This is a genomic window from Cognatishimia sp. SS12, assembly GCF_028369055.1.
In the GTDB taxonomy this organism is placed as follows: Bacteria; Pseudomonadota; Alphaproteobacteria; order Rhodobacterales; family Rhodobacteraceae; genus Cognatishimia.
Genome location: NZ_JAQNCZ010000005.1, coordinates 215,747 through 240,610, shown reverse-complemented (window position 1 = coordinate 240,610; position 24,864 = coordinate 215,747). Strand labels below are relative to the sequence as shown.

The 24,864-nt window shown below is 59.2% G+C and carries 24 protein-coding genes and 1 other RNA gene; 12 read left to right on the top strand and 13 right to left on the bottom strand.

Annotated features, from left to right (window positions below):
- Positions 1–10: 10 nt before the first annotated feature.
- The gene (gene ald / locus N6L24_RS12805; protein ID WP_271845077.1) at positions 11–1,129 is read right to left on the bottom strand and encodes an alanine dehydrogenase; all 1,119 of its coding nucleotides are present in this window, start codon (positions 1,127–1,129) and stop codon (positions 11–13) included.
- Positions 1,130–1,267: 138 nt separating this feature from the next.
- Between ald and N6L24_RS12800 the strand changes: the two genes are divergently transcribed.
- Positions 1,268–1,726 carry an Lrp/AsnC family transcriptional regulator gene (locus N6L24_RS12800; protein ID WP_271845076.1) on the top strand — a complete coding sequence of 153 codons (459 nt, stop codon included), beginning with the start codon at positions 1,268–1,270 and terminating at the stop codon, positions 1,724–1,726.
- A gap of 38 nt (positions 1,727–1,764) precedes the next feature.
- Here N6L24_RS12800 and yghU read toward each other — a convergent pair whose 3' ends face one another.
- Positions 1,765–2,634, bottom strand: a complete 870-nt coding sequence (yghU, locus tag N6L24_RS12795; RefSeq protein WP_271845075.1) for a glutathione-dependent disulfide-bond oxidoreductase — start codon at positions 2,632–2,634, stop codon at positions 1,765–1,767.
- A 180-nt stretch (positions 2,635–2,814) separates the two neighbouring features.
- Positions 2,815–3,021, bottom strand: coding sequence for a 30S ribosomal protein S21 (gene rpsU / locus N6L24_RS12790; protein WP_008207378.1), 207 nt, complete (start codon positions 3,019–3,021; stop codon positions 2,815–2,817).
- A 108-nt stretch (positions 3,022–3,129) separates the two neighbouring features.
- Here rpsU and N6L24_RS12785 point away from each other — a divergent pair, with 108 nt between their 5' ends.
- Together N6L24_RS12785 and N6L24_RS12780 are read left to right on the top strand one after the other, a co-directional pair.
- Positions 3,130–3,801: a COQ9 family protein gene (locus N6L24_RS12785; protein WP_271845074.1), complete on the top strand. Its 672-nt coding sequence runs from the start codon at positions 3,130–3,132 to the stop codon at positions 3,799–3,801.
- 38 nt (positions 3,802–3,839) lie between these two features.
- The gene (locus N6L24_RS12780; protein WP_271845073.1) at positions 3,840–4,823 is read left to right on the top strand and encodes an NAD(P)H-quinone oxidoreductase; all 984 of its coding nucleotides are present in this window, start codon (positions 3,840–3,842) and stop codon (positions 4,821–4,823) included.
- Positions 4,824–4,837: 14 nt separating this feature from the next.
- On the opposite strand, the gene N6L24_RS12775 is transcribed toward N6L24_RS12780, so the two are convergent.
- Positions 4,838–5,476, bottom strand: a complete 639-nt coding sequence (locus N6L24_RS12775) for a ribonuclease T2 (RefSeq protein WP_271845072.1) — start codon at positions 5,474–5,476, stop codon at positions 4,838–4,840.
- 132 nt (positions 5,477–5,608) lie between these two features.
- Here N6L24_RS12775 and N6L24_RS12770 point away from each other — a divergent pair, with 132 nt between their 5' ends.
- Entirely contained in the window at positions 5,609–6,367 is a 759-nt protein-coding gene (locus N6L24_RS12770; protein WP_271845071.1) for a DUF1013 domain-containing protein, read from the top strand.
- A 94-nt stretch (positions 6,368–6,461) separates the two neighbouring features.
- On the opposite strand, the gene recR is transcribed toward N6L24_RS12770, so the two are convergent.
- From recR to N6L24_RS12740, 6 genes are all read right to left on the bottom strand, one after another.
- On the bottom strand, positions 6,462–7,055 hold the full coding sequence (gene recR / locus N6L24_RS12765) for a recombination mediator RecR (protein ID WP_271845070.1): 594 nt from the start codon (positions 7,053–7,055) through the stop codon (positions 6,462–6,464).
- 31 nt (positions 7,056–7,086) lie between these two features.
- Positions 7,087–7,431 carry a YbaB/EbfC family nucleoid-associated protein gene (locus N6L24_RS12760; RefSeq protein ID WP_271845069.1) on the bottom strand — a complete coding sequence of 115 codons (345 nt, stop codon included), beginning with the start codon at positions 7,429–7,431 and terminating at the stop codon, positions 7,087–7,089.
- Between the two features lie 81 nt (positions 7,432–7,512).
- Positions 7,513–9,288, bottom strand: coding sequence for a DNA polymerase III subunit gamma/tau (locus tag N6L24_RS12755; RefSeq protein ID WP_271845068.1), 1,776 nt, complete (start codon positions 9,286–9,288; stop codon positions 7,513–7,515).
- 82 nt (positions 9,289–9,370) lie between these two features.
- The gene (gene rsgA, locus N6L24_RS12750) at positions 9,371–10,396 is read right to left on the bottom strand and encodes a ribosome small subunit-dependent GTPase A (protein WP_271845067.1); all 1,026 of its coding nucleotides are present in this window, start codon (positions 10,394–10,396) and stop codon (positions 9,371–9,373) included.
- A 180-nt stretch (positions 10,397–10,576) separates the two neighbouring features.
- Positions 10,577–10,675: signal recognition particle sRNA small type (ffs, locus tag N6L24_RS12745), an RNA gene on the bottom strand.
- Entirely contained in the window at positions 10,673–12,607 is a 1,935-nt protein-coding gene (locus N6L24_RS12740) for a 5'-nucleotidase C-terminal domain-containing protein (protein WP_271845066.1), read from the bottom strand. Before N6L24_RS12740 ends, ffs begins: the two co-directional genes overlap by 3 nt.
- A 210-nt stretch (positions 12,608–12,817) precedes the next feature.
- Between N6L24_RS12740 and nudC the strand changes: the two genes are divergently transcribed.
- Both nudC and N6L24_RS12730 read left to right on the top strand, forming a co-directional pair.
- Positions 12,818–13,786 (top strand): NAD(+) diphosphatase, encoded by a 969-nt coding sequence (gene nudC, locus N6L24_RS12735; protein WP_271845065.1) that lies wholly within the window; start codon positions 12,818–12,820, stop codon positions 13,784–13,786.
- Positions 13,787–13,834: 48 nt separating this feature from the next.
- The gene (locus N6L24_RS12730) at positions 13,835–14,320 is read left to right on the top strand and encodes an SRPBCC family protein (protein WP_271845064.1); all 486 of its coding nucleotides are present in this window, start codon (positions 13,835–13,837) and stop codon (positions 14,318–14,320) included.
- A gap of 2 nt (positions 14,321–14,322) precedes the next feature.
- Here the strand turns inward: N6L24_RS12730 and N6L24_RS12725 are convergent, their stop codons facing one another.
- A complete protein-coding gene (locus N6L24_RS12725; RefSeq protein WP_271845063.1) occupies positions 14,323–15,165 on the bottom strand; it encodes a prephenate dehydratase in 843 nt (280 codons plus the stop codon).
- A gap of 118 nt (positions 15,166–15,283) precedes the next feature.
- Here N6L24_RS12725 and N6L24_RS12720 point away from each other — a divergent pair, with 118 nt between their 5' ends.
- The 5 genes from N6L24_RS12720 to N6L24_RS12700 all read left to right on the top strand — a co-directional run bounded on the left by N6L24_RS12720 (position 15,284) and on the right by N6L24_RS12700 (position 21,734).
- Positions 15,284–15,802 carry a c-type cytochrome gene (locus N6L24_RS12720; protein WP_271845062.1) on the top strand — a complete coding sequence of 173 codons (519 nt, stop codon included), beginning with the start codon at positions 15,284–15,286 and terminating at the stop codon, positions 15,800–15,802.
- Positions 15,803–16,024: 222 nt separating this feature from the next.
- On the top strand, positions 16,025–17,959 hold the full coding sequence (locus N6L24_RS12715) for an extracellular solute-binding protein (RefSeq protein ID WP_271845061.1): 1,935 nt from the start codon (positions 16,025–16,027) through the stop codon (positions 17,957–17,959).
- A 6-nt stretch (positions 17,960–17,965) separates the two neighbouring features.
- Entirely contained in the window at positions 17,966–19,054 is a 1,089-nt protein-coding gene (locus N6L24_RS12710; RefSeq protein WP_271845060.1) for a microcin C ABC transporter permease YejB, read from the top strand.
- The gene (locus N6L24_RS12705) at positions 19,054–20,160 is read left to right on the top strand and encodes an ABC transporter permease (protein WP_271845059.1); all 1,107 of its coding nucleotides are present in this window, start codon (positions 19,054–19,056) and stop codon (positions 20,158–20,160) included. Before N6L24_RS12710 ends, N6L24_RS12705 begins: the two co-directional genes overlap by 1 nt.
- A complete protein-coding gene (locus N6L24_RS12700; protein ID WP_271845058.1) occupies positions 20,157–21,734 on the top strand; it encodes an ABC transporter ATP-binding protein in 1,578 nt (525 codons plus the stop codon). Before N6L24_RS12705 ends, N6L24_RS12700 begins: the two co-directional genes overlap by 4 nt.
- A 3-nt stretch (positions 21,735–21,737) precedes the next feature.
- On the opposite strand, the gene hemN is transcribed toward N6L24_RS12700, so the two are convergent.
- The gene (hemN, locus tag N6L24_RS12695) at positions 21,738–23,093 is read right to left on the bottom strand and encodes an oxygen-independent coproporphyrinogen III oxidase (protein ID WP_271845057.1); all 1,356 of its coding nucleotides are present in this window, start codon (positions 23,091–23,093) and stop codon (positions 21,738–21,740) included.
- 63 nt (positions 23,094–23,156) lie between these two features.
- On the opposite strand from hemN, the gene fnrL reads away from it, so the two are divergent.
- Positions 23,157–23,903, top strand: coding sequence for a transcriptional regulator FnrL (gene fnrL / locus N6L24_RS12690; protein ID WP_271845056.1), 747 nt, complete (start codon positions 23,157–23,159; stop codon positions 23,901–23,903).
- A gap of 66 nt (positions 23,904–23,969) precedes the next feature.
- On the opposite strand, the gene N6L24_RS12685 is transcribed toward fnrL, so the two are convergent.
- Positions 23,970–24,809 carry a universal stress protein gene (locus N6L24_RS12685; protein ID WP_271845055.1) on the bottom strand — a complete coding sequence of 280 codons (840 nt, stop codon included), beginning with the start codon at positions 24,807–24,809 and terminating at the stop codon, positions 23,970–23,972.
- Positions 24,810–24,864 lie beyond the last annotated feature (55 nt).

Here is a 24,864-nt window from a genome sequence, read left to right as displayed (position 1 = left end):
AGGTGCGGCTTTATTGCTTGAGAGCCAGCGCAGGGGCCAGAACATCCATCCCGAGCGCCTTGCCGACCGCATAATATGTCAGCTGACCGTTGTGAACGTTCAGACCATTCAGCAGGTGCGGATCATCCTCGCAGGCCTGACGCCAGCCTTTGTCCGCCAGAGCCAACAGGAACGGCAGGGTGGCGTTGCCCAGAGCCTTGGTTGATGTGCGCGCGACCGCGCCTGGCATGTTGGCAACGCAGTAATGCATGATGCCATCCACATCATAGATCGGGTCAGCATGCGTGGTCGCTTTTGAGGTTTCAAAGCAGCCGCCTTGGTCGATTGCCACATCCACCAGCACGGCGCCCGGTTTCATTTCAGACAATTGCGCTCGGGAGATCAGCTTTGGGGCAGCCGCGCCCGGGATCAGAACGGCGCCAATGACCATATCCGCTTCGCGGATCAGTTCTGCGGTCGCGCCAGCGGTGGAATATTGGTTCTTGAAGGTGCCGCCAAAGACGTCATCAAGATATTTCAAGCGGTGCAGCGAGCGGTCCAGAACCGTGACATCCGCGCCCATGCCAGCGGCGATCTTGGCCGCGTGGGTGCCAACGACACCGCCGCCGATGACGATCACTTTGGCCGGGGCAACACCGGGCACGCCGCCCATCAGAACGCCGCGCCCACCATTGGCCTTTTGCAATGTATAGGCACCGACCTGCGGGGCCAGACGCCCGGCAACTTCGGACATTGGGGCCAGCAGCGGCAGACCACCGCGGTCATCGGTGACGGTTTCATAGGCAATTGCAGTACAGCCGCTTTCCAGCAGATCTTTGGTTTGCTCGGGATCGGGCGCAAGGTGCAGATAGGTGAACAGCAGCTGGCCTTCGCGCAGCATCTTGCGCTCAACCGCCTGCGGTTCTTTCACCTTGACGATCATGTCTGCGGTTTCAAAAATTTCCGCAGCCGTGCCAAGCAGGGTCGCACCAGCGTCGATATAATCTTGGTCGGTAAAGCCAGCGCCCATACCAGCGCCGGATTGAATGAACACCTCATGGCCGTGGTTCACGGCTTCACGGGCGGCGTCCGGCATCATGCCAACGCGGAATTCTTGGGGTTTGATTTCTGTGGGGCAACCGATTTTCATCGCCTCTTCCTCCTTGGACCTTTTCTTTAGGATCGTGGAAAAGCGGAAAAATGTGCTGTCGTTTTTCGTGCCCAAAACCCGTGCAATCCGAAGCTTCTTCGAATAAAGTCAAAAAAACTGCAAGGAGCTTCGAAGAACTTGACGCTTGATCAGATAGATCGTCGCATACTGGGGGTATTGCAACGCAAAGGCCGCATTTCGAATGCGGAATTGTCCGAGGCCGTCAACTTGTCGCCATCGGCCTGTCACCGGCGGGTGCAGCGGCTGGAAACCGATGGGTTCATTCGCGATTATGTCGCCCTGCTGGATGCACGCAAGCTGCGGGTGCCCACCACCGTGTTTGTGGAAATCACGCTGTCCGGCCAAGCAGATGAGGTGCTAGAGGCGTTTGAGAAATCTGTGGCGCGTATTCCGGACGTGCTGGAATGCCACCTCATGGCGGGCAGCGCCGATTATCTATTGAAAGTGGTGGCCGAGAATACCGAAGATTTTGCGCGCATTCACCGCCAGTATCTGGCGCGCCTGCCAGGCGTGGCGCAAATGCAAAGTTCTTTTGCCTTGCGCACGGTTTTTAAAACAACGGCATTGCCGGTCTAAGGTGGGCGCGCGCCCCTAACCAAGGGCGCGCCGCCGGGTTATTCTGCCGCAGAGAGCTTGTCCTGCGTCTTGGTCTCAAAATCGCTGGCGTCATGGCGTTCATGCAATTGCAGCTCCGGCTCGCCAAAGACACGGTTGACCTTGCGCCCACGTTGCGCCGCAGGGCGCTCGGCAATGGCCTTGGCCCACCGCTGCACGTTTTCATAGCTCTCGACATCCAGGAATTCGGCCGCGTTATAAAGGCGGCCAAGGGCCAATTGCCCGTACCACGCCCAGACCGCGATATCGGCAATGGTGTAGTCATCGCCGGTCAGATAGGTGTTTTCGGCAAGCTGTTTGTCCAGCACGTCAAGTTGACGCTTGGTCTCCATGGCAAACCGATCAATCGGATACTGCCATTTTTCCGGGGCGTAGGCGTAGAAATGGCCAAAGCCGCCGCCCAGATAGGGCGCGCTGCCCATTTGCCAGAACAGCCAGCTCAGCAATTCCGGGCGCTTGGCCGGATCTTTGGGCAGGAAGGCCCCGAATTTTTCGGCCAGATGCAGCAGGATCGCGCCGGATTCAAACACACGTGTCGGCGGCGTGGTGCTGTGATCCATCAAAGCAGGAATTTTCGAATTGGGGTTCACCTCGACAAAGCCGCTGCCAAATTGATCGCCATCGCCAATTCGGATCAACCACGCATCATATTCTGCATCGCGATGCCCCGCTGCCAACAGCTCTTCGAACATGACCGTGACTTTCACACCATTTGGCGTCGCCAAAGAATAGAGCTGAAAGGGATGCTCCCCGACGGGCAGCTCCTTGTCATGGGTGGCACCGGAAATCGGGCGGTTGATGCTGGCAAATTGGCCGCCGTTTTCTTGTTCCCAAGTCCACACTTTGGGTGGGGTATAGGTATCGGTCATGTGAAAGTCTTTCTGTAAAGCGTCTGGCAATATCTAAGCCAAACCAGGGGGCAGGCCAACGGTGATGAATTTTTTGTGATCTGTACCGCGCATGGGTTTCTGGACCCGGCAAAGACAAACCCCCGCGGCTGGGCCTCGGGGGTCGTCAATCTTTCAGTATCCAAAAGCTGGAGAGGCTGCTTAGAGCATACCTTCGCGCTGGGCTTTCTTGCGTGCCAGTTTACGGGCACGGCGGATCGCTTCAGCTTTCTCGCGCGCTTTTTTCTCGGATGGCTTCTCGAAATGTTGCTTGAGCTTCATTTCACGGAAGACACCTTCACGCTGCAGCTTTTTCTTCAGGGCACGAAGCGCCTGATCGACGTTGTTGTCGCGAACACTAACCTGCATGTGGTTTTCACCACCTTTCTAAGTTGAGTTGCAAGGATTTGCAGGAGTGGCCCCTATAGCAAAGGGCAGATGATCTGTCTAGTATGTCGCCAAAGAATGGAGTGACCGATGACCACGCCCCCCAATGAGACTGTTTCGCGGCTTGTGGATGCTGCGCTGGCCCATGTCGCCTTTGATGGCTGGAGCACGGAAACCTTTGAGGCCGCCGTGGCGGACAGCGGCATTGCCCCGGCTTTGGCGCAGGCGCTCTGTCCGCGCGGGGGCGTTGATTTGGCGGCGGCCTATCATCGGCTTGGCGATGCGAAACTGGCAGAAATGTTGGCGGAGGCCGACCTGAATGAGATGCGTTTTCGCGACCGAGTCGCGCATGCGGTCAAGCTGCGCCTACAGATCAGCGCAGACAAAGAAGTGGTGCGCCGCGGCACAACCTTGTTTGCCTTGCCGCAACATGCGGCGCAGGGGTCTGCCCTGATTTGGGGCACAGCCGACACCATCTGGAACAGCCTTGGGGACACATCACGCGACATCAATTGGTATTCCAAACGCGCCACGCTCAGTGCGGTCTACGGGGCGACGGTGCTCTATTGGCTGGGCGATGACAGCGACGCCCATGAGGCGACCTGGGCGTTTTTGGACCGGCGCATCTCCAATGTGATGCAAATCGAAAAGGCCAAGGCTACCTTCAAAGACAGCGCGCTTGGCAAGGTCCTTAAAGGGCCGCTTTCTGCGCTGTCCGCGATAAAAGCCCCCGCAGCGCGCGATGATCTGCCCGGCAGCTGATCTGCGAGAAAGGGCGCAAATAATTTTCAGGGATTTAAATGACACAAAATATGCACGCCATCGAAATTTCTGCGCCCGGCGGGCCAGAGGTATTGAAGCTGTCCACACAGCCCATTCCCGAAGCCGGGCCAGGCGAAGTGCTGATCAAGATCGCTTATGCAGGCGTCAATCGGCCCGATGCGCTGCAGCGCGCCGGAAACTACGCACCGCCGCCAACCGCCAGCCCGCTACCGGGGCTCGAAGCGTCCGGTACCATTGTTGCGATGGGCGCGGGTGTCACCGAATGGGCCATCGGGGATCAGGTCTGCGCGCTGTTCCCGGGGGGCGGCTATGCGGAATATGCGCTGACGCCGGCGGCGCATTGCCTGCGTGTTCCGACGGGCATGGGCCTGCGCGAAGCGGCGTGTTTGCCAGAAACCTTCTTTACGGTCTACAGCAACGTCTTTCAGCGGGGCGCGCTGCAGGCGGGCGAGAAATTTCTTGTGCACGGCGGCTCTTCGGGGATCGGCACCACCGCAATCCAGCTTGCCAGCGCCTTTGGCGCGCGGGTGTTCACCACGGCCGGATCCGAGGCTAAAGTGGCCGCCTGCAAGGCCTTGGGGGCCGAAGTGGCGATGAACTACCGGGAGCAGGATTTTGTCGAAGTTCTCAAGGCCGAAGGCGGTGCCAACCTGATTTTGGACATGGTGGGCGGGTCTTATTTGCCGCGCAATATCAAGGCGCTGGCCACCGAAGGGCGGCTGGTGCAGATCGCCTTTCTGCAGGGCCCAAAGGTCGAGTTGAATTTTGCGCAGATCATGAAACGGCGGCTGACCGTGACCGGGTCAACCCTTCGGCCACAAAGCGATTTTGCCAAGGCTGAGATTGCCAAGGCATTGCAGGCCAAGGTCTGGCCCTTGCTCGACGCTGGGCGCATCGCGCCGGTGATGGATCGCGAATACGCCCTTGCGGATGCTGCGGCGGCGCATGCCCGGATGGAGGGCGGCGATCACATTGGCAAAATTGTCCTTAAGGTGGCTTGATTGCCTTCGGCTGCTCAGCGAAGGGGGGAGAACTTGGCGTTGGGCAGGCTGCAATCGCGGCTGACATCGCGTCCGCAGCGTACGGGCGTCAGATCTTTGGACAGGCAGATGCGCGCTTCTTGAATGTGGCCGTCCTTGCAGGTGACGGTCAGCCCCTCGGCGCTCAGCCCCGGGTTCGCCGTCAGGAAGGCATCTTCGATCAGATGGGCGGGCAGGGTCACGGGCCGATCGAGCTTGCGGAACACCTCCGGGCGCTGGATGGTGCCGTAGGCGCGGCGGGACAGCGCATAATATTGCGCGGCGCTCAGCCCGGTACAGCTGCCGTGTTTCTTCCACTGGTGCCACGCGAGGCCTGCGGTGCCCATGATGTCCGCCATTTCTGCCGTCATGCGCCGCGACGGCGCGCGCGCGATGGTCGGGCAATAGCTGGGCCAGCCGAGATGATACTGTGGCCAAAGCCCGTGCAAGATCCAGCCGTGACCGGACTCGTCGGCGCATTGCGGCGAATTGCGGGCATCGCCTTCCAACGCGCACCAGTTGGGCGACCAGCTTAACGCCAGCACATAATAGTCAAATTCGCCCGCGCGTTCGCCCTCTGTCGCTGCAGAATGGCCAAACGTGAGCAGGCTGAGACAGAAGACCAGAAACCGCATTCACTCTTTCCTTTTCACACGAAGGGCACTATATCGGCTGCAAGTTCCCCTTCAATGGAAACCCGCATCCCCGCAAGGATGCCGCCAGACCCCGGGTCTGGCACCGGGAAAACTATGTTTCAGGAGGCCGATATGGCAAAACCGATTATGGCGAAGGCCACCGCTGTCTGGCTCGTCGACAACACCACGATCAGCTTCAAGCAGATCGCAGATTTCGTGGGTATGCACGAATTGGAAATTCAGGGTATCGCAGATGGCGACGTCGCCACCGGCGTCAAAGGCTTTGACCCGATTGCCAACAACCAGCTGACCCAGGAAGAGATTGACGCCGCGCAGTCCAACCCGATGCACAAGCTGAAACTGAAATTCAACGCTGCAGCCGTCGGTGAAGAAAAACGCCGGGGTCCGCGCTATACCCCGTTGTCCAAACGTCAGGACCGCCCTGCGTCGATCCTGTGGCTGGTGAAATTCCACCCAGAGCTGACCGATGGTCAAGTGTCCAAACTGGTGGGCACCACCAAGCCAACCATTCAGGCGATTCGTGAGCGCACGCACTGGAACATCGCCAACATTCAGCCGATCGATCCGGTGGCGCTGGGTCTGTGCAAACAGTCCGAGCTGGACGCTGCGGTTCAGAAAGCGGCGGCGAAAGCTGCGGCTGAGGGCAAAGTGATGAGCGACGATGAGCGCCGCAAGCTGGTCTCCACCGAGCAATCGCTTGAGATGGAAGCAGAGCCGCGCATTCCGTCGGCCATCGAAGGGCTGGAAGGCTTCACTTTGGGTGGCGGTGACAACGCAGCCGACGAGGACGACCGCAAAGACGAAGATTTCGCCGATGCGGACAGCTTCTTCAACCTGCCTGACAGTGATGAGGACGACGACAAGTCCTAAGCGGCCGCCAAGCCCGAAATCAAACAGCCCGCAGCCGAAAGCTGCGGGCTTTTTTGTATCTAATTTTGACTTGATCGGCCGGCGACGCGGCGCGTCACGACAGTGGCTTGCGTGCCTTAAGGGCGGCGGTAATCGTGCCCTCGTCCAGATAGTCGAGCTCGCCGCCAATGGGCACACCCTGCGCCAGCGACGACAGGCGCACCTGTCCTTCAAGCTGGTCGGCGATGTAATGCGCCGTGGTTTGCCCATCCACCGTGGCGTTGAGCGCCAGGATCACCTCGGTGATGTTTTCACTTGTGACGCGGTCCACCAGACGCGGGATCGAAAGATCTTCGGGCCCGACCCCATCCAGCGCCGATAGTGTGCCACCCAGCACGTGATACCGCCCCTGAAAAACGCCAGCGCGCTCCATCGCCCAGAGGTCGGCCACGTCCTCGACCACACAGATTTCGCCAGTGGCGCGCTTTTGGGACTCGCAGATGTCGCAGATATCGGCGGTGCCGACATTGCCGCAGTTCAGGCATTCGCGTGCCGTCAGCGCCACTGCCTGCATCGCGTCAGCCAGAGGCGTCAGCAGCAAGGCGCGTTTGCGAATAAGATGCAGCACCGCGCGGCGTGCAGAACGGGGGCCAAGCCCCGGCAGCCGCGCCATCAGGTCGATCAGGGTATCCAGATCACTGCTGCTCATCTCAGCTGGCCTTCGCTCCGATGTCTTGGATTTAGAATGGCATCTTGAAATCAGCAGGCAGGCCCAGCCCTTCGGTCAGTTTGCCCATTTCCTGCTGCGCGCGCTCGCCGGCTTTGGTCTGCGCTTCTTTGATGGCGGCAAGAATCAGATCCTCGACCACTTCTTTTTCCGAGGCCACAAAGATCGAGGGGTCAATTTCCAGGCCCTTCAGATCGCCCTTGGCCGTGGCGGTGGCCTTGACCAGCCCTGCGCCGCTTTCGCCGACCACCAGAATATCCTGCAGGTCGTCCTGCATCTGCGCCATTTTGGTCTGCATTTCTTGCGCTTGTTTCATCATCTTGGCCATATCGCCAATCTGGCCCAAACCTTTGAACATGGGGGTCTCCTGAAAGTAATGTCTTGCGTCTGTTAGATACGGTCTTGCCCCGGTCAGAACAAGGAGGGCAGTCCGGCGGAATCATTCCTGTTCGAATGGATCCCATTCATCTTCGACCTCGGGCAGGGCTTCGGCCAGCGCTTCGTTGGTCAATTCATTGCGGGTTTTGACATCGGTGATCTTGGCCTTTGGAAAGGCGGTGATCACCGCCTGCACCAGCGGATGGCTCATGGCCTCTGCCTTGATGGCATTTTCAGAGGCATTGCGCTTTTGCACGATTGTTTCCGCGCCGCCCTCGGCCACCAGACTGATGGCCCAGCGTTGCCCAGTCCAGGACTGCAGCCGCTGGCCCAAGCGCTGCGCCAGATCCGAAGGCGCGTTGGGCGTGGGTTGAAACTCGATCCGGCCGGGGCGATAGCTGACCAGCTGCACATCCGCCTCGACATCCATCAAAAGCTTGCCGTCGCGCTTTTCGCGGATCAGTTCGATCACGTGGTCAAATGTGGCATAGCGCGCCAGCGCGTTTTCCACCTGCGGGGCAAGCGCGGTCACCGTGCCGCCGGGGCCACCGGCCACCTGACCGTTGCCATAGGCCTGCGTGCTGCCCGACATTGCGCCGGAACGGCCGCCGCCACCACCTCCGCCGCCTTGCGGGGCGGGGGGAACGGGTGCGTTTTGCAGCTTGCGCACCAACTCTTCGGGGCTGGGCAGATCCGCCACATGCGTAAGGCGGATGATCGCCATTTCTGCGGCCATCATCGCGTTGGGCGCGGCCGACACTTCTTCAATCGCCTTGAGCAGCATCTGCCACATGCGGGTCATCACACGCATCGGCAGCTGCTCTGCCATGGCCTGACCGCGGGCGCGTTCATCCGGGCTGATGGTCGGATCGTCCGCCGCTTCGGGGGTGATCTTGACCACCGAGACCCAATGGGTGACTTCGGCCAGATCGCGCAGCACGGCCAGCGGGTCCGCGCCGTCGGCATATTGACCCGACAGTTCACTCATCGCGGCCCCCGCGTCGCCGCGCAAAATCATGTCATAAAGGTCAAGCACACGGCCGCGATCAGCCAACCCCAGCATGGCGCGCACCTGGTCGGCGTTGGTTTCACCGGCCCCATGCGAAATGGCCTGATCCAGCAAAGAGGTGGCATCCCGCGCGGAGCCTTCGGCGGCGCGGGTGATCAGCGCAAGTGCGTCATCGGTGATTTCGGCGTTTTCCGAGGTGGCGATCTTGCGCAGCAGCGCAATCATCACCTCAGGTTCGATCCGGCGCAAATCAAAGCGTTGGCACCGCGACAGCACCGTCACCGGAACTTTGCGAATCTCAGTTGTGGCGAAGATGAATTTGACGTGGGCAGGTGGCTCTTCCAGCGTTTTTAGCAGCGCGTTGAACGCGCTGGTGGAGAGCATGTGCACTTCGTCGATGATATAGATTTTGTACCGGGCCGAGGCCGCGCGATAATGCACCGAGTCAATGATTTCGCGGATGTCGCCCACGCCGGTGCGCGAAGCAGCGTCCATTTCCATCACGTCGACATGGCGGCCTTCCATGATCGCCACACAATGTTCGCAGCGTCCGCAAGGTTCGGTTGTCGGGCCGCCGGTGCCATCGGGCCCGATGCAATTCATGCCCTTGGCGATGATCCGGGCGGTGGTGGTTTTGCCCGTGCCGCGAATGCCGGTCATCACAAAGGCTTGGGCAATCCGGTCAGCGGCGAAGGCGTTTTTCAATGTGCGCACCATCGCGTCCTGACCGACCAGATCCGCAAAGGTTTCCGGGCGGTATTTGCGGGCAAGCACCTGATAGCCTTTGGAGTCGGACGCTTGGGTGCTGGTCTCGGGGATATCGCTCATCGTCAGCCTTTTGAATCGGGGTGCCGCCAAGTTACGCGGTGGCGCGCAGCGCGTCCACCGCATTGCCGCCACCTGCGCTCAATCAGCCGCCTTTGCGGAATTTGCTGGCTTTCACCGCGTTGTGGACCATCTTGCCAAAGGCCTTGTCGCGGGCACGTGCTTGCTGAATGGTTTCTGAGTTCAGTTCATTCTCGCGTTCAAGCTTGCGCCAGCGGGCCAGGCGCGGCGCATCAATTTCGCCCCGTTCCAGCGCGGCTTTGACAGCGCAGCCCGGCTCGCTTTCATGCGCGCAATCGTTGAATTTGCATTGCGCCGCCAGTGCGTGCAGGTCTTCAAAGACCGCCTCCAGCCCGTCCTGCGCATCAAATAGCTGCAATTCGCGCATGCCCGGCGTGTCGATCAGCCAACCGCCGTTGAGCATCGGTTTCAGGAACCGCGCTGTTGTGGTGTGTCGCCCGCGCGCGTCATCTTCGCGGATGTCCTGCGTGGCATCGTTGCCGCCAGTCATGGTATTGGCCAGGGTGGTTTTGCCCACACCGGAGGAGCCGACAAAGGCCGCTGTCTGCCCTTTGCGCACCCAGTTCATGATGGATTTGACTTCGGCTGTATCCTTGGCGTTCAGGCATTCTACCGAAGGTGCGTGGGGCAGGCGGGCGATCTGATCGCTGTAGACGCTCGGATCGTCGCATTGATCGGCCTTGGTCAAGAGCACAACAGGGTAGCAATCGGTCGAGCTGGCCAGTGCCAGATAGCGCTCCAGCCGTGCGATGTTGAAATCGGCGTTGCAGGAGCTGACGATAAACAGCGTATCGACATTGGCGGCAATCAGCTGACTGCGCACCTCATGGCCCGCAGCGCGCCGCTGCAGCAGGCTTTTGCGGTCGAGAATTTCTGTGACGCGGTGGTCGCTATCAGCAAGCACCCAATCGCCCACCGCACAGGCCCCGGTTTCGTGATCGGGGGTGCTGAGCGAGGAAGGCCCGTCAGGGCAAAGCGCGATCAATCGGTCGCGGTGCACTTCGGAGACGCGAAAGGGTTGCGAGGTTTCGTCTGTGTGTTGACGCGCGAAAAAGGAAGACCAACCGAGGTCTTGATAACTAAATGTCATGGATTTGCCTATGGATCGAGAAGCATGCGCCAGTGCCGTGTGGCATCTAGCGAAAGGAGATCAGGCAATCGCAGCCGGTCTATCAGGCTGCGGCCTGAAGGGCGGTGATGACAATCATAAAGTCCCTCCAGTCTTCTCGAATGCCCGGCGCTGGTTAGCGTCCGACGGGCGGTTAAAGCAAGGTGAGAGGCTGAACATCGACCCAAGCGGGGCTCGTTACGGCTGCTTCCTTCCGGATCTGACCGGGTTGGCGAGGCGCTTGCCCGCGCCAACCTCTCAAGGCTGGATATAGGCCGGAGTGTCAGGGATTGCAAGCGACTGCGTTGCTGTCTTTGATGACAAATCAAGCGGGTAGAGCGCAAAGCCCTCGGCGTCAAACGCGGCCGGATGCGGGGCCAGCGTGGGAAAGGCCGCAGCGTGGTGCGCCGCCGCCGGCCCCGTGCGATAAAGCGCCGATGTGCCGGGCAAGGCCGAAAACCGCCAAGGGCTTTGTGGGAGGTCCGCCGCCGAAACACCGCGCCTTATCGCGCGCTGCATGAGGCTGCGCAGCGCCGGTGCGGGCAGGGGCACACGTTCAAGCTGTCTGGCCCCCGGAATATTGCCGCCGCCCCCGGCACGATAGCCGCTGGTCAGCAGCAAAAACTCATCCGTATCCTCCACGGGCCGCCCGGCGTAACGTAGATCGCGCACCCGCGTCGCACCTAGGGGCTGCAGCCGCTCGCCAGAGGGGGCAAAACAAGCCGGTTGGCTGATGTCAAAGGCATAGGTCAGCCCGAAAATGCAATCAAAGGCATAACAGGGAAAGGCGAGGTCTTGCAGCACTGTGCCGCTGCTGCCGACCTGTATCTGGTTAAAGTTTGAGGCCGCCATGTCCAGCCAACGCCGCAATCCGGCCCCGGTGATACGCAGAACGCAAAGCGTATTTAGAAATGGGTAAAGCGAAAACAAATCCTGGAAACTGACAGAGCCGGGCGCAACATCGGTGAAAAAATGCGGCCCGGCCCGCCCACCACTGCGAAAGGCTGTGCCCACCGCCAAGACAGGCAGGTCGCGCGCGTCGGTTTGCGCCAGCAGAGGTTTGGCATAGTCCAGTGCAGCCAATGCGGTCAGCGCAGGGCAGGGATCGCCCGGAAGGCGCGAAAAATAGCTTTGGATCGGCGTGTCGATTCGCCCGATAATTTTTTCAGATTGCCGTTGGGCCCGGTTCAGGGCTGGGGCCAGCTTTGCCAGCAGGGCCGCATCCTCGGGGCGTTGGGACAGGCGCGGATCTGTTTTCACAGCGAGTGCTTCGCACGCAGGCTTTTCGATCTGCCAATCGCTGTCTGGGTCTTGGCGGGCAAGGGTCAGGCGAATTGCACCTAGGTGCGATCCGTTGAATCCTGGCATCACGGTTGGGGTGCCGCAGACCAGCCCACGGGTGTTGTCAACGCCGTCGATCATTGGGCCATCGGCGGGAAACACGCGGTGCGCATGGCCGCAGATCATAATGTCTACCTCCGGCAGCGCGGCGATGCCCAAACCGACATGCTCGCTTATGTCGCGGGCGCTTTCTTCGGTGGGCAACGCGGCAATGCCCGTATGTGCAAGCGCGATAATCAGATCGGCCCCTTGCGCCTTCAGGCTTTGGGCTGCGGCTTGCGCGGCGGCAAGCATCGGCTGGGCAGCGATGGCACCATCCAGCTGTTCGGCGTTCCAAGCGACTGTCTGCTGGGGAAGCACGGAAAACAGGCCGATTTTGAGCTGACAGCGACCGCCGCCCCGCAGGGGGAGCGTCTTGTGAATGATCAGCGTGCTGCGCCAGCCTTGATCCGGTGCTGTGACATTGCTGCAGAGAATAGGAAACGCCGCATCCGCCAGCGCTTTGCGCAGCACCGGCATCCCATAGTCAAATTCGTGGTTCCCAAGGCCAACCGCGTCATAGCCAAGGTGATTCATCGCTGTGATCATCGGGTGCGGCAGGTCCGGCTCCGGAACCGATGCGAGCACATCGCAAATGGCCGAGCCTTGCAGGAAATCCCCATTATCCAGCAGCAGCACATTCTCGCCAGCGTCGCGGCACGCGGTGACATAGCTGCCAATCTGCGCCAAGCTGCCCTGATCGCGGGGGGTAAAATGGTTGGCCTCAGAATGGGTGATCGCGCCATGAAGGTCTGCCGTCGCAAGGACGGTCAGATCCGTGATATCCCTATGGTCTTTGGGACGTGGCGCCATGAATAACCTTTTGGCAGAAAACAGAAAACTTGAATGGAGTAGTCTTAAAGTCGTGTGGCCTACCGTGTCATGCTATCTAGGGTTGTGTCAATCCTTTGCCGATCATTGTGTTTTTTGTAGATTTTCTGACGACAACACAGAGCCCGCTGCTTAGAAGGGCGAAAGATCCTGGGCGTAGTGGGATGACCGAAAAGTGGAAAGTGGTGCGGTATGGTTGATTTTGAAACAGTGACATTTGGTGGATCGGGCTTTGATCGCGCGGCCAATCTGCGCAAGGACAAGGACGCCCTGTCTGCGGCCATGACCGACCCGCAGAGCCAGATGATCCTGTTCTGGCGTGGCAAACCACTGTTCGTGCAAGGCGATGCGCCAACCCTCGCGCGCTTGGCAGCCACTGATAAGGTGGGCGCGACCGCGACAGAACCCGCCATCCTCCTGGGTCGGCAGGAAGATGGTGCACTGGTGTTTGCGCAGGACATTTCTGCCTGGGAACCCGCAGCTCAAACGCTGCCCGACGGCAGCTTTGCAGATCAAACGATCCAGACCCACCCTGATCTGCCGGGGACCATGGCGTTCATGGACCTGCGCCAGCAGATGGGCAAGCTTAGCGCGCGCGACGCTGAACTGTCTGCCATTGGCCGATCCCTTTTAAGCTGGCATCAGAGCCACCAGTTCTGTTCGGCTTGCGGCGTCAAAAGCGTGATGGTCGACGCCGGATGGCAGCGCAGTTGCCCGGCATGCAACACCCAACATTTTCCGCGCACAGACCCGGTGGTCATCATGCTTGTCACCCATGGCAATGATGTGCTGCTGGGGCGCAGTCCCGGTTGGCCGGAAGGGATGTTTTCGCTCTTGGCGGGGTTTGTAGAGCCGGGCGAGACGCCGGAGGCGGCCGTGCGCCGCGAGGTTCTTGAAGAAGTGGGCGTGCCAGTCGGAAAGGTGGACTATCTGGGCAGTCAGCCCTGGGCCTTTCCGTCCTCGCTGATGATCGGTTGCCGCGCAGAGGCGCTGGGGCGCGAGATGACCATTGATCCGGCCGAGATCGAGGAGGCGCTGTGGGTGAGCCGAGAAGAACTGATGACCATATATGCCGGCGCGCACCCGCGTATCCGCCCTGGGCGGAAAGGCGCAATTGCCAGCTTTATTCTAAGTAACTGGCTTGCGGATCGGCTTGATTGACGCAAGACTGTTCCTAATTCTTTTGGACATAACAAACAGAGCGGTACCATGGAATTTTCAGCCAAAGATGATCTGGACGTCCCGATCGAGGATGCTTTTGACCTCCTGTCGGAATACGATGTGTTTGAACGTATGGCGATGCGGCGCGGCATCGAGGTGCAGCGACACGACCGAGGCGAGAGCGTGAAAGTAGGCTCTGCGTGGACGGTCGATTTTGAATGGCGCGGCAAAGATATCCGTATGGATGCCAAGGTAACGCGCTTTGACCGGCCTGAGTATATCGAGCTGGAATCTATCATGCCCGGCCTGGACGTGGACGTAAAATTCGAACTCGTCGCCCTGTCCCGCAAGCGCACGCGGCTGCATTTGCATCTGGATGTGCGCGCCAAGACCTTGCCGATGCGTCTGTTGGTGCAATCGCTCAAGCTGGCGCGCGGCAATATTGACAAAAAGCTGCAAGAGCGCGTGAAAACACAGTGCCGCAATCTGGAAATGCGGCATGCGCAAAAGCTGGCGACCGGTACGGCTGGCTGACGTCAGTCCACGTGGCGGGTCTGCGCGGCTGGGTAGACCCCCAGAATGTCCACGGAATTGGTGAAATAATCCAATTCCTCTAGCGCGAGGCGCAGGTTCTGGTCCTCCGGGTGGCCCTCCACCTCAGCATAGAATTGCGTCGCGGTGAACCGCCCGTCGATCATGTAGCTTTCCAGTTTTGTCATGTTGACGCCATTGGTCGCAAATCCGCCCATCGCTTTGTAGAGCGCGGCCGGAATGTTGCGCACCTGAAAGACAAAGCTGGTGATCATGCCATGCCCGGTATCGCGGCGTTCGTGCTGCGCGTCGGGCGACATGATCAGAAAGCGGGTGGTGTTGGTGTCTTCATCCTCGATATGGCGGGCAAGCACGTCCAACTCATAGATTTCCCCGGCCAGTTCCGAGGCCAGCGCGGCGGCTTTCTTGTCCCCGGCTTCGGCAACTTCGCGCGCGGCGCGGGCATTGTCGGGGCTGACGCGGCCGCGAATCCCATGTGCGCTGAGGAATGTGGCACATTGCGGCAGCAACACGAGGTGCGAGAACGCCTCTTTGATGTCCTTGAGTTCCGCGCCCGGCACCGCCAGCAGGTTGATATGCACCCGCACAAATGCCTCATCGATGATATGCAGCCCGCTGCGGGGCAACAGCCGGTGAATATCGGCAACACGGCCATAGGTCGTGTTTTCAACGGGCAGCATGGCCAGCTCTGCCTGACCGGATTTGACCGCCTCAATGACATCTTCAAAGGTGGCGCAGGGCAGGGGCTCCATGTCGGGGCGTGCGTTGCGGCAGGCCTCATGTGAATAGGCGCCGGGCTCTCCTTGAAAGGCGATGCGGTTTGTCATTTCATTTTTTCCGTCATTTTCCCAAAAATGGGCGATTGGTCGCGGTAACTATACCTTGCGTTCAAGGGAAGGAAGCGGATAGATACGCCGCAAACGCCACGAGACGGAAAAACGTAGCATGTTTGACACGATGACAATGACAAAGATCCTTGGCGCATTCTGCGGTGCGCTGTTGGTTTACCTGCTGGGCGCATGGGCGGCAGAATCGCTCTATCACACCGGCGGTGGCCATGGTGAGGGTGATCACGCCAAAGCCGGTTATGTGATTGAGGTTGAAACCGCGTCGGCTGACGCCGTTGTGGAAGAAGGCCCCTCGCTCGAAGAGCTTCTGGCTGTTGCTGATGTCGACAAAGGCGCGAAAGTTTTCAGCAAATGTAAAGCGTGCCACAAATTGGAAGATGGCGCGAACGCGACCGGCCCGCATCTGGCAGGTATCGTAGGCCGCACTGTTGGTGGCGCGGATGGCTTTGGCTATTCTGGCGCGCTGGTTGCAGTGGCTGACGTTTGGTCCCCAGAAAACCTCGATGGTTTCCTGGAAAGCCCAAAAGGTTTTGCACCGGGCACCAAGATGAGCTTTGCTGGTCTGAAAAAACCAGCTGATCGCGCCAACCTGATCGCCTATCTTGGCCAGAACTGATCAGAGCCAAATTGAATTTCTTAAGGGCCACCGCAAGCGCGGTGGCCTTTTTTGTTGTCTGCTCTAGCTGATCCTTTGAATGCGCGGGAATGCGCTCTTGGTGGGCCGTGCTCACCGTGAGTTTATGTAATCTTGCCTTGAATGACCGCGCATCGGGCCACTATGTTGATTCATAAGAACAAAGCGCGCAGACCGCGCCGCAGTCCAGGATGGGAGCACACGATGCCAAGTCAGGCCGATACCAATAAATTCCTGAATTTCACCCGCCGCAACATGTTGGGCCTTATGGGCAGCAGCGCCGCCGCCATTGGCTTTGGTCTGCCGGGGCGTGTCTATGCCGATGATCATGAGATCATCAAGGCGCATGGGTATTCTTATTTCGGCGATCTGAAATATCCGGCGGACTATCCGCATTTTGATTACGTCAATCCCAATGCGCCCAAGGGCGGCGAAATTTCCGTATCAACCCGCGGCACCTTTGATGGCATGAACCGATTTGCCAGCAAGGGGCGGTCGGGCCTGTTTTCGGGGCTGACGGGCGAATCAATGTTTGCGGCCGGCCCCTTTGGCACTGCGGTTCCGTCTGACAGTCTGACCGATGGCTATGGGCTTTTGGCCCACACGGTTGAATACCCGAAGAACAAGACCTGGTGTATCTTCCACATGCGCCCCGAAGCGCGCTTTGCCGATGGCACGCCGGTGACGGCGCATGATGCGCTCTTCACCCATAACCTGTTCTTGGAACAGGGCATTCGCAGCTATGCCCGCGCGGTCAAACAGCGCATCAGCGGCGCTGAAGTGCTGGATGATCACACCATCAAATACAGTTTTGTCGATGGTATTTCCCGCCGCTCTCTGATCTCGCAGGTCGGGGCGACGGATGTGTTTTCCAAAGCGTGGTATGAAAAAACCGGCGAGCGTCTGGATGAACCCAGCCTGCTGACGCCGATGGGCAGTGGCCCCTATGTGGTCGATGATTTTGAGATCAACCGCTATATCGTCTACAAACGCAACCCGGACTATTGGGGCTGGCACCTGCCGATCAACAAGGGGCGGCACAACTATGACCGCGTGCGGGTGGAATATTTCGCCGATGACGCTGCCGAGTTTGAGGCCTTCAAGGCCGGGGTCTACACCTTCCGCGCGGAAGGCAGCACCAAGCGCTGGGCCACCGGCTATGATTTCCCGGCCATCGACAAGGGCCACGTAAAGCGGGAAACCCTGCCCAGCGGCACGCCGCCATCGCCCACCGGGTTTATTTTCAACTTCCAGCGGGAACGGTATCAAGATGTGCGCGTGCGCGAAGCCATGTCGCTCGCGTTCAACATGGAATGGACCAGCGAATCTCTGCAATACGGGCTGACGACGCAGCGCCATTCCTTCATCGAAGGCACCGAGATTGAGGCCAAAGGCCCGCCAGAGGGACTTGAGAAAGCGTTCTTGGAATCGCTGGGCGATGTGGTGCCGCCGGACTTTATGACCCAGGACGCGGTGCGTGCGCATACGTCCAACCCCGCCTCGACCGTCGATCGCCGCAACAAGCGTAAAGCTTTGAAGCTGCTGGAAGAGGCCGGCTGGACCATTGGCAGTGACGGGTTGCTGGCCAATGCCGAAGGCATGCATTTTGAGCATAAATTCATGCTGTCCTCCGCCACTTCGGACACCGCCGAGGCGATCATCACCACCTATGTCGCGAACCTTCAGGACTTTGGCTTTAAGGCCGAGATGGAAAAGGTCGACTCCGCGCAAATGCAGCAGCGTTTCCTGGATAAGGATTTCGACATGCTGTTCACGCGCAACCAGTCCTTCCAGACCTCGGGCACCGGGCTTAACCAATACTATGGCTCGGAAACGGCGGTTGTGTCGTCTTGGAACCCGCAGTCGCTGCAAAGCCCGTTGGTGGATGCCATTATCGACGCTTCGCTGAACACCACCTCGCGCGAGGAAGAGGTCGCCTCGCTCATGGCGCTGGACCGCGCGCTGCGCTATCTGCGCATACAGGTGCCGGTGGGCTATGTCGCCGACAACTGGGTGGCCTACTACGATATGTTTGAACACCCCGAAGAGCTGCCGCCGTTGTCAGTGGGGTATCTCGATTTCTGGTGGTTCAATCAGGAGAAATACGAGGCTTTGAAAGCCGCAGGCGCGGTGGAGTAATAAAACTTGGGCGCATATATCCTTCGCCGTCTTCTTTTCGTCATCCCGACCCTTCTGGGCATCATGATCATCAATTTCACCCTCGTGCAATTTGTGCCCGGGGGGCCGATTGAGCAGATCCTGGCCGAGATGCGTGGCGAGGGGGACGTATTTTCCAGCTTCTCGGGCGGCGGTAATGATGTCGGCACCGAAGAGACCTTTGGATCGGACAGCGACTATATTGGTGCGCGTGGTCTGCCCAAGGAATTCATCGAGGATCTGGAAAAAGAGTTTGGCTTTGACAAACCCCCGCTGGAGCGGTTTTTCAACATGATGTGGGGGTATCTGCACCTGGATTTTGGCGAAAGTTATTTCCGCAAGATTTCCGTTGTTGATCTGGTGCTGGAAAAACTGCCGGTGTCGGTCACGCTGGGGCTGTGGTCCACGTTGATTGCCTATCTTGTGTCAATCCCGCTGGGCATTCGCAAAGCCGTGAAAGACGGGAGCAAGTTCGACACCTGGACCAGCGGCGCGATCATCGTGGCCTATGCGATCCCCGGCTTTCTGTTTGCGATCCTGCTGGTGGTGCTCTTTGCGGGCGGGTCCTATTGGCGCGTCTTCCCGCTGCGGGGGCTGACCAGCGAAGGCTGGGAAAATCTGTCGCTGATTGGCAAAATTCTAGATTACTTCTGGCATATTGCCCTGCCGGTCATCGCCTCGACCATCTCAGCATTTGCCACGCTGACCTTGCTGACAAAGAACTCCTTTCTGGATGAGATCAAAAAACACTATGTCATGACCGCCCGCGCCAAGGGCCTGACCGAAGGGCGCGTGCTCTATGGTCATGTATTCCGCAATGCCATGCTGATCGTGATTGCTGGCTTTCCGGCGGTGTTTATTGGGGTGTTCTTTGGCGGATCTTTGATCATTGAAACGATCTTTTCGCTGGACGGCCTGGGGCGGCTTGGCTTTGAAGCTGCCGTGGCGCGCGATTATCCGGTGATTTTTGGCACGCTGTTCATCTTTGGCCTGATGGGGTTGGTTGTGGGGATTCTCAGCGATCTGATGTATGTCTTTGTTGACCCGCGCATTGATTTTGAGCGGAGGGAAGGCTGATGGCGCTCTCTCCGATCAATCAGCGCCGCTGGCGCAATTTCAAACGCAACCGGCGCGCGTTCTGGTCGCTGATCATCTTTTCGATCGCCTTTGGCCTGAGCCTCTTTGCGGAATTCATCGCCAACGACAAACCGATCCTCGTGCAGTATCGCGGCGAATATTTCACGCCGATCTTCAGCTTCTATCCCGAAACGGCCTTTGGCGGCGATTTTCAGACCGAGGCGGCTTATGCCGACCCGGAGGTGAAATGCCTTATCCGCACCGGCGGGCTTGAGGTCTGTTTTGATGACCCCGAGGCGATTTATGCCGATGCAGCCGACGGCGAGGTGGACGGGACGGCGATTGAAAAAGGCTGGGCGCTTTGGCCGCTGATCCCCTATTCCTACAACACGGCGGTGGACCGCCCGGGCGCGGCACCCTTGCCGCCCAATGATCAGAATTTGCTCGGCACCGATGACACGAAACGCGATGTGGTGGCGCGGGTAATCTATGGTTTCCGCCTGTCGATCTTCTTTACGCTGATCGTGACCACCCTTGCGAGCCTTGTGGGGATCATTGCGGGTGCCATTCAGGGCTATTTCGGCGGCTGGACCGATCTGATTTTTCAGCGCTTCATCGAAATCTGGGGCGCAACGCCCAGCCTCTATGTCATCATCATTCTCTTTGCCATTCTCGGGCGAAGTTTCTGGCTGCTTGTCTTGCTGACTGTGCTCTTTGGCTGGACATCGCTTGTGGGGGTGGTGCGGGCCGAATTCTTGCGGGCGCGCAATCTGGAATACGTGCGCGCAGCCAAAGCGCTGGGCGTCAGTAACCGGGTGATCATGTTCCGCCACATGCTGCCCAACGCCATGGTTGCGACGGTGACAATGCTGCCTTTTATCGTGACCGGCACAATCTCGACCCTCGCCGGGCTTGATTTTCTGGGCTTCGGCCTGCCTTCCAGTGCGCCGTCTCTGGGTGAACTGACCTTGCAGGCCAAACAGAACCTGCAGGCACCTTGGCTGGCCTTCACGGCCTTTTTCACCTTCGCCATCATGCTGTCGCTGCTTGTCTTCATCTTCGAAGGGGTGCGCGACGCATTTGATCCAAGAAAGACCTTTTCATGAGCATACTTGAGGTCAAGGACCTGCGCGTGGCTTTCCGGCAGGATGGGCAGCTGTTTGAGGCGGTGAAAGGCGTGTCATTTTCGGTGGATCGCGGCGAAACCGTTGCGCTGGTGGGCGAGTCCGGCTCCGGCAAATCGGTCACAGCCCTGTCGACCGTGTCGCTTTTGGGCGAAACCGCCGAGGTGAGCGGTTCGGTGCAATATGACGGTCAGGAAATGGTCGCTGCCCCCGCGCGGCTTTTGCGCAAGGTGCGCGGCAATGACATCAGTTTTATTTTTCAGGAGCCGATGACCTCGCTCAACCCGCTGCATACGCTGGAACGACAGCTGGGCGAATCTCTGGCGCTGCATCAGGGCATCACGGGTCGCAAAGCGCGCGAGCGCATTTTGGATCTGCTGCGCAAAGTGGGTATTCGCGACGCCGAAAGCCGCCTTAATGCCTATCCGCATCAGCTGAGCGGCGGGCAACGCCAGCGCGTGATGATCGCCATGGCACTGGCCAACCAGCCCGATATTCTGATTGCGGATGAACCGACAACTGCGCTGGATGTGACCATTCAAGCGCAGATCCTAGAGCTTTTGGCTGGTCTCAAGCAATCAGAAGGTATGGGGCTGCTCTTTATCACCCATGATCTGGGGATTGTGCAGCGCATCGCTGACAAAGTCTGCGTGATGAAAGACGGTGAAATTGTCGAGGCCGGCCCGGTGGCTGAGATCTTTGGCAATCCGCAACACCCCTATACGCAAAAACTGTTGAATGCGCATTCCGTAGGCACCCCCGGTCCGGTCGCGGCCGATGCGCCGACGGTGGTTGAGACCGAGGATCTGCGCGTCTGGTTCCCGATTCAGCGCGGGCTGCTGCGCCGCACCGTTGGGCATGTGAAGGCTGTCAATCAGGCTGACCTGACGGTGCGCGCAGGCGAAACGCTGGGCATCGTCGGGGAAAGCGGATCGGGCAAGACCACGCTTGCACTTGCGATTATGCGGCTGATTTCCTCCGAAGGGCAGATTGTCTTTGACGGGCAGGACATTCGCGGCCGGTCCACCAAAGAGCTGCGCGCGCTGCGCAAGGACATGCAGATCGTGTTTCAGGACCCTTTTGGCAGCCTGTCGCCGCGGATGAGCTGCGAGCAGATCATCGCTGAGGGGCTGGGCGTGCACGGCAACCCGGGAGGCCGCGCACCGCGAGAATTGGTCGCCGAGGTGATGCAGGAGGTGGGGCTTGATCCGGCGACGATGCATCGGTACCCGCATGAATTTTCCGGCGGGCAGCGCCAGCGTATCGCGATTGCCCGCGCCATGATTTTGCGGCCCAAGCTTGTGGTGCTGGATGAACCGACGTCTGCGCTGGACAAGACCGTGCAGGTCCAAATCGTCGATTTGCTGCGGGATCTGCAAAAGAAATATGGCCTCGCCTATCTCTTCATCAGTCACGATCTGCAGGTGGTCCGCGCGATGAGCCACCGCATTCTGGTGATGCGCCAGGGTGATATCGTTGAGGCAGGGGCCTCTGAGACCTTGTTCGAAGCGCCCCAGCATGAGTATACCAAAACGCTGCTTGCGGCGGCGGTCTGACCCTCAGATCGCTGAGCTATGGCCAGCTTTGCTGAGGTCATAGGCATCAAAGGCGCGCGCCACGATGCGGGTCAGGGGGCGGACGTCATCCGGGATGCGTAGCCCGCTGTCATCCACCTCAAGCAGCCCGTCAAATTGCCGGTTCACCGCGTCAAAGCGCGCCCGCAGCGCCGGGGCCGTGATGTCGTGATTGGCCAAGATCTCTTCGGCGTTGATACCAAAGTCGCACATGATCGCTTCGATCAGCCGGGCGTTCAGGCGGTCGTCGCCGCTAAAGACATGGCCACGCGCGACGGAAAACTCCCCCGCCTCGATCGCTTTGATATGCGCCGAGGTCGCAGGGGCGTTCTGGGCAAAGCCCTGCGGGAAACGCGAGATGGAACTTGCGCCAACGCCAATCAGCACATCCGCCTGATCGTCGGTATAGCCCTGAAAATTACGCCGCAGTTTGCCCGCTTTTTGCGCCTGCGCCAGCCCATCACTGGGCGCGGCAAAGTGGTCAATGCCAATCGCCTTATAGCCATCCGCCAGGAACAAACGTTCTGCGAGCTCAAACAGCGCCAGGCGCTCCTGCGGTGTTGGCAACGAAGCCGAAGGGATCAATTGCTGCCGCTTGGACATCCAGGGCACATGCGCATAGCCGTAAAGCGCCACGCGATCCGGGTTCAGTGAAAGCAGTTTCAGCACACTATCGGTCATGCGCGCCGGGCTTTGATGTGGCAAGCCGAAGAGGATATCGGCGTTGACGCTTTTGATGCCGTGGGCACGCGCCATCTCAATCGCAGCGCGGGTGGTGTCAAAATCCTGTATCCGGCCAATGGCCTGTTGGATCTTTTCGTCAAAATCCTGCACCCCAATCGACGCCCGGTTCATGCCGGCACCCGCAAGCGCGGCAAACCGCGCGGCGTCAATTTCATTGGGGTCGATTTCCACGGAAAATTCGCCATCTGGTGCCAGCGGAGCGACTGCAAATATCGCATCGGCGAGGTCTTGCATCATCTCGGGCGTCAATAGCGTCGGCGTGCCGCCCCCCCAATGCAGGCGCGATAGGGTGACATTTTCAGGCAAATGGGATTTCAGCAGCGCCAGCTCGGCCTTGAGCGTTTCGACATAAGCCCCCACCGGAGACATGGTTTTTGTGCCCTGTGTGCGGCAGGCGCAGAACCAGCACAGCCGTTTGCAGAATGGCACATGCACATAAAGCGACACCTGGCTGCCGGGCTTGATCTTGCTGATCCAGTCGACGAAATGGCCCGGCGTGACCGCATCGGTGAAATGCGGCGCGGTCGGATAGCTGGTGTAGCGGGGGACTTTTGCGTCAAACAGTCCCAAATCTGCGAATTGTGTTTTCAGTGTCATGTTGTTAGCGTTATGGGGAGGAAAACATTAGCTCTTTGACGCAGATCAAGAACGGCAAAAATCATGTCATTTGAACTCCCTATTGAAGCGCCGCGTGATTGTGGCAGTTGTCAAATCCGGCATCGTGCGGTCTGTGCCCGCTGCGATGCAGATGAGCTGAAAACTCTGGATGAAATCAAATACTACCGCAGCTTTCAGGCGGGCCAGACCGTGCTTTGGTCCGGGGATCGGATGGATTTTGTCGGTTCTGTCGTGACAGGGATCGCTTCGCTGACGCAAACCATGGAAGACGGGCGCACCCAGATGGTCGGCTTGCTTCTTCCGAGCGATTTTGTCGGCCGCCCGGGGCGCGAAACCGCCCCTTATGACGTGGTGGCGACCACCGATCTGGTGATGTGCTGTTTTCGCAAGAAACCCTTTGAAACCATGATGGGCACCACCCCGCATGTGGCGCAGCGCCTGCTGGAAATGACGCTGGATGAGCTGGACGCCGCCCGCGAATGGATGCTGGTACTGGGCCGCAAAACAGCGCGCGAAAAAATCGCCTCACTTCTGGCGATTATCGCGCGCCGGGATGCGACACTGAAGCTGGCCTCTTTGACCGGGCCGATTGTGTTTGACCTGCCGCTGACGCGCGATGCGATGGCGGATTACCTGGGTCTGACGCTGGAAACGGTCAGCCGCCAGATATCTGCCTTGAAACGCGATGGCATCATCAGGCTGGAAGGCAAGCGCCACGTGACCGTGCCCAATATGGACGCGCTGTTGGAAGAGGCCGGCGATGATTCTGACGGTGGCATGCTGATCTAATTGAGCAGCGGCCAAGCGCCATGGCCATCGCCCGAGTTTCATCGGGCCAAGATCTTCTTTCAGAATTTAATGCGCCATAAAAACCGGCAAGTCCGCTTCTTCCAGCATGTGCCGGGTTGCGCCGCCCAGAATGGACTCGCGGAAGCGCGAATGGCCATAGGCGCCCATGACAATTAACTCACTGGCGGAATCGCGGGCATGCCGCAAAATCAGGTCAGACACACGCGGCATGGTTTTGGACATCACATCAATTTCAACACGCGCGCCATGACGGGCCAGATACTGCGACAGAGGGCCGCCTGGATCGGAGCGATTGGGGCCATGTGTGGGGGGATCAATAACCGCCACGCGCACCAATTCAGCCTCGGTAAGCAGGGGCAGGGCAGCGCGGGCGGCATTGAGCGATTCTGAGCTTTCATTCCAGGCCAATGTCACGGTCTTGGGGGCTGTGACCATCGTCGTGCTGCCGGGCACCACCAGAACCGGGGTCTGCGCATCAAACAGTGCGGCTTCTACGGCGGTTTCCATTTCGATACCGCGGTCTTCGCCATAGGGACGTGCCAGGATCGCCAGATCGGCAAACCGTGCACGGGCCGCCACATGGCGCGCCATTTCGGCCACCTGTGTAACGCCGGTTTCCGTAGCCCAGCGGCACTCGGTTTTCTTGAGTTCCGCGCGCGCCAGATTTTCCAGCTTGCGGGCATCATCGCGCGCCGCATTCAGCGATTGTTCCAGCAGGACCGCAGTTGCTCCGGCATAATAATAACCGGTCTGGCTGCGATCGACGCCCAAACACAAGACATCTAGATGCGCGTCACAGTCTCGTGCCAATGCCGCCGCAGCGGAGAGGGTTTCGGTGATAAACGCACTGTCAGTCAAAACGGTAAAGAGTGATTTGTAGGACATATTCGGCTCCTTCCCATGGCCTTGCGCACCAAGACAAGCGCCCGGTGCTTTGACC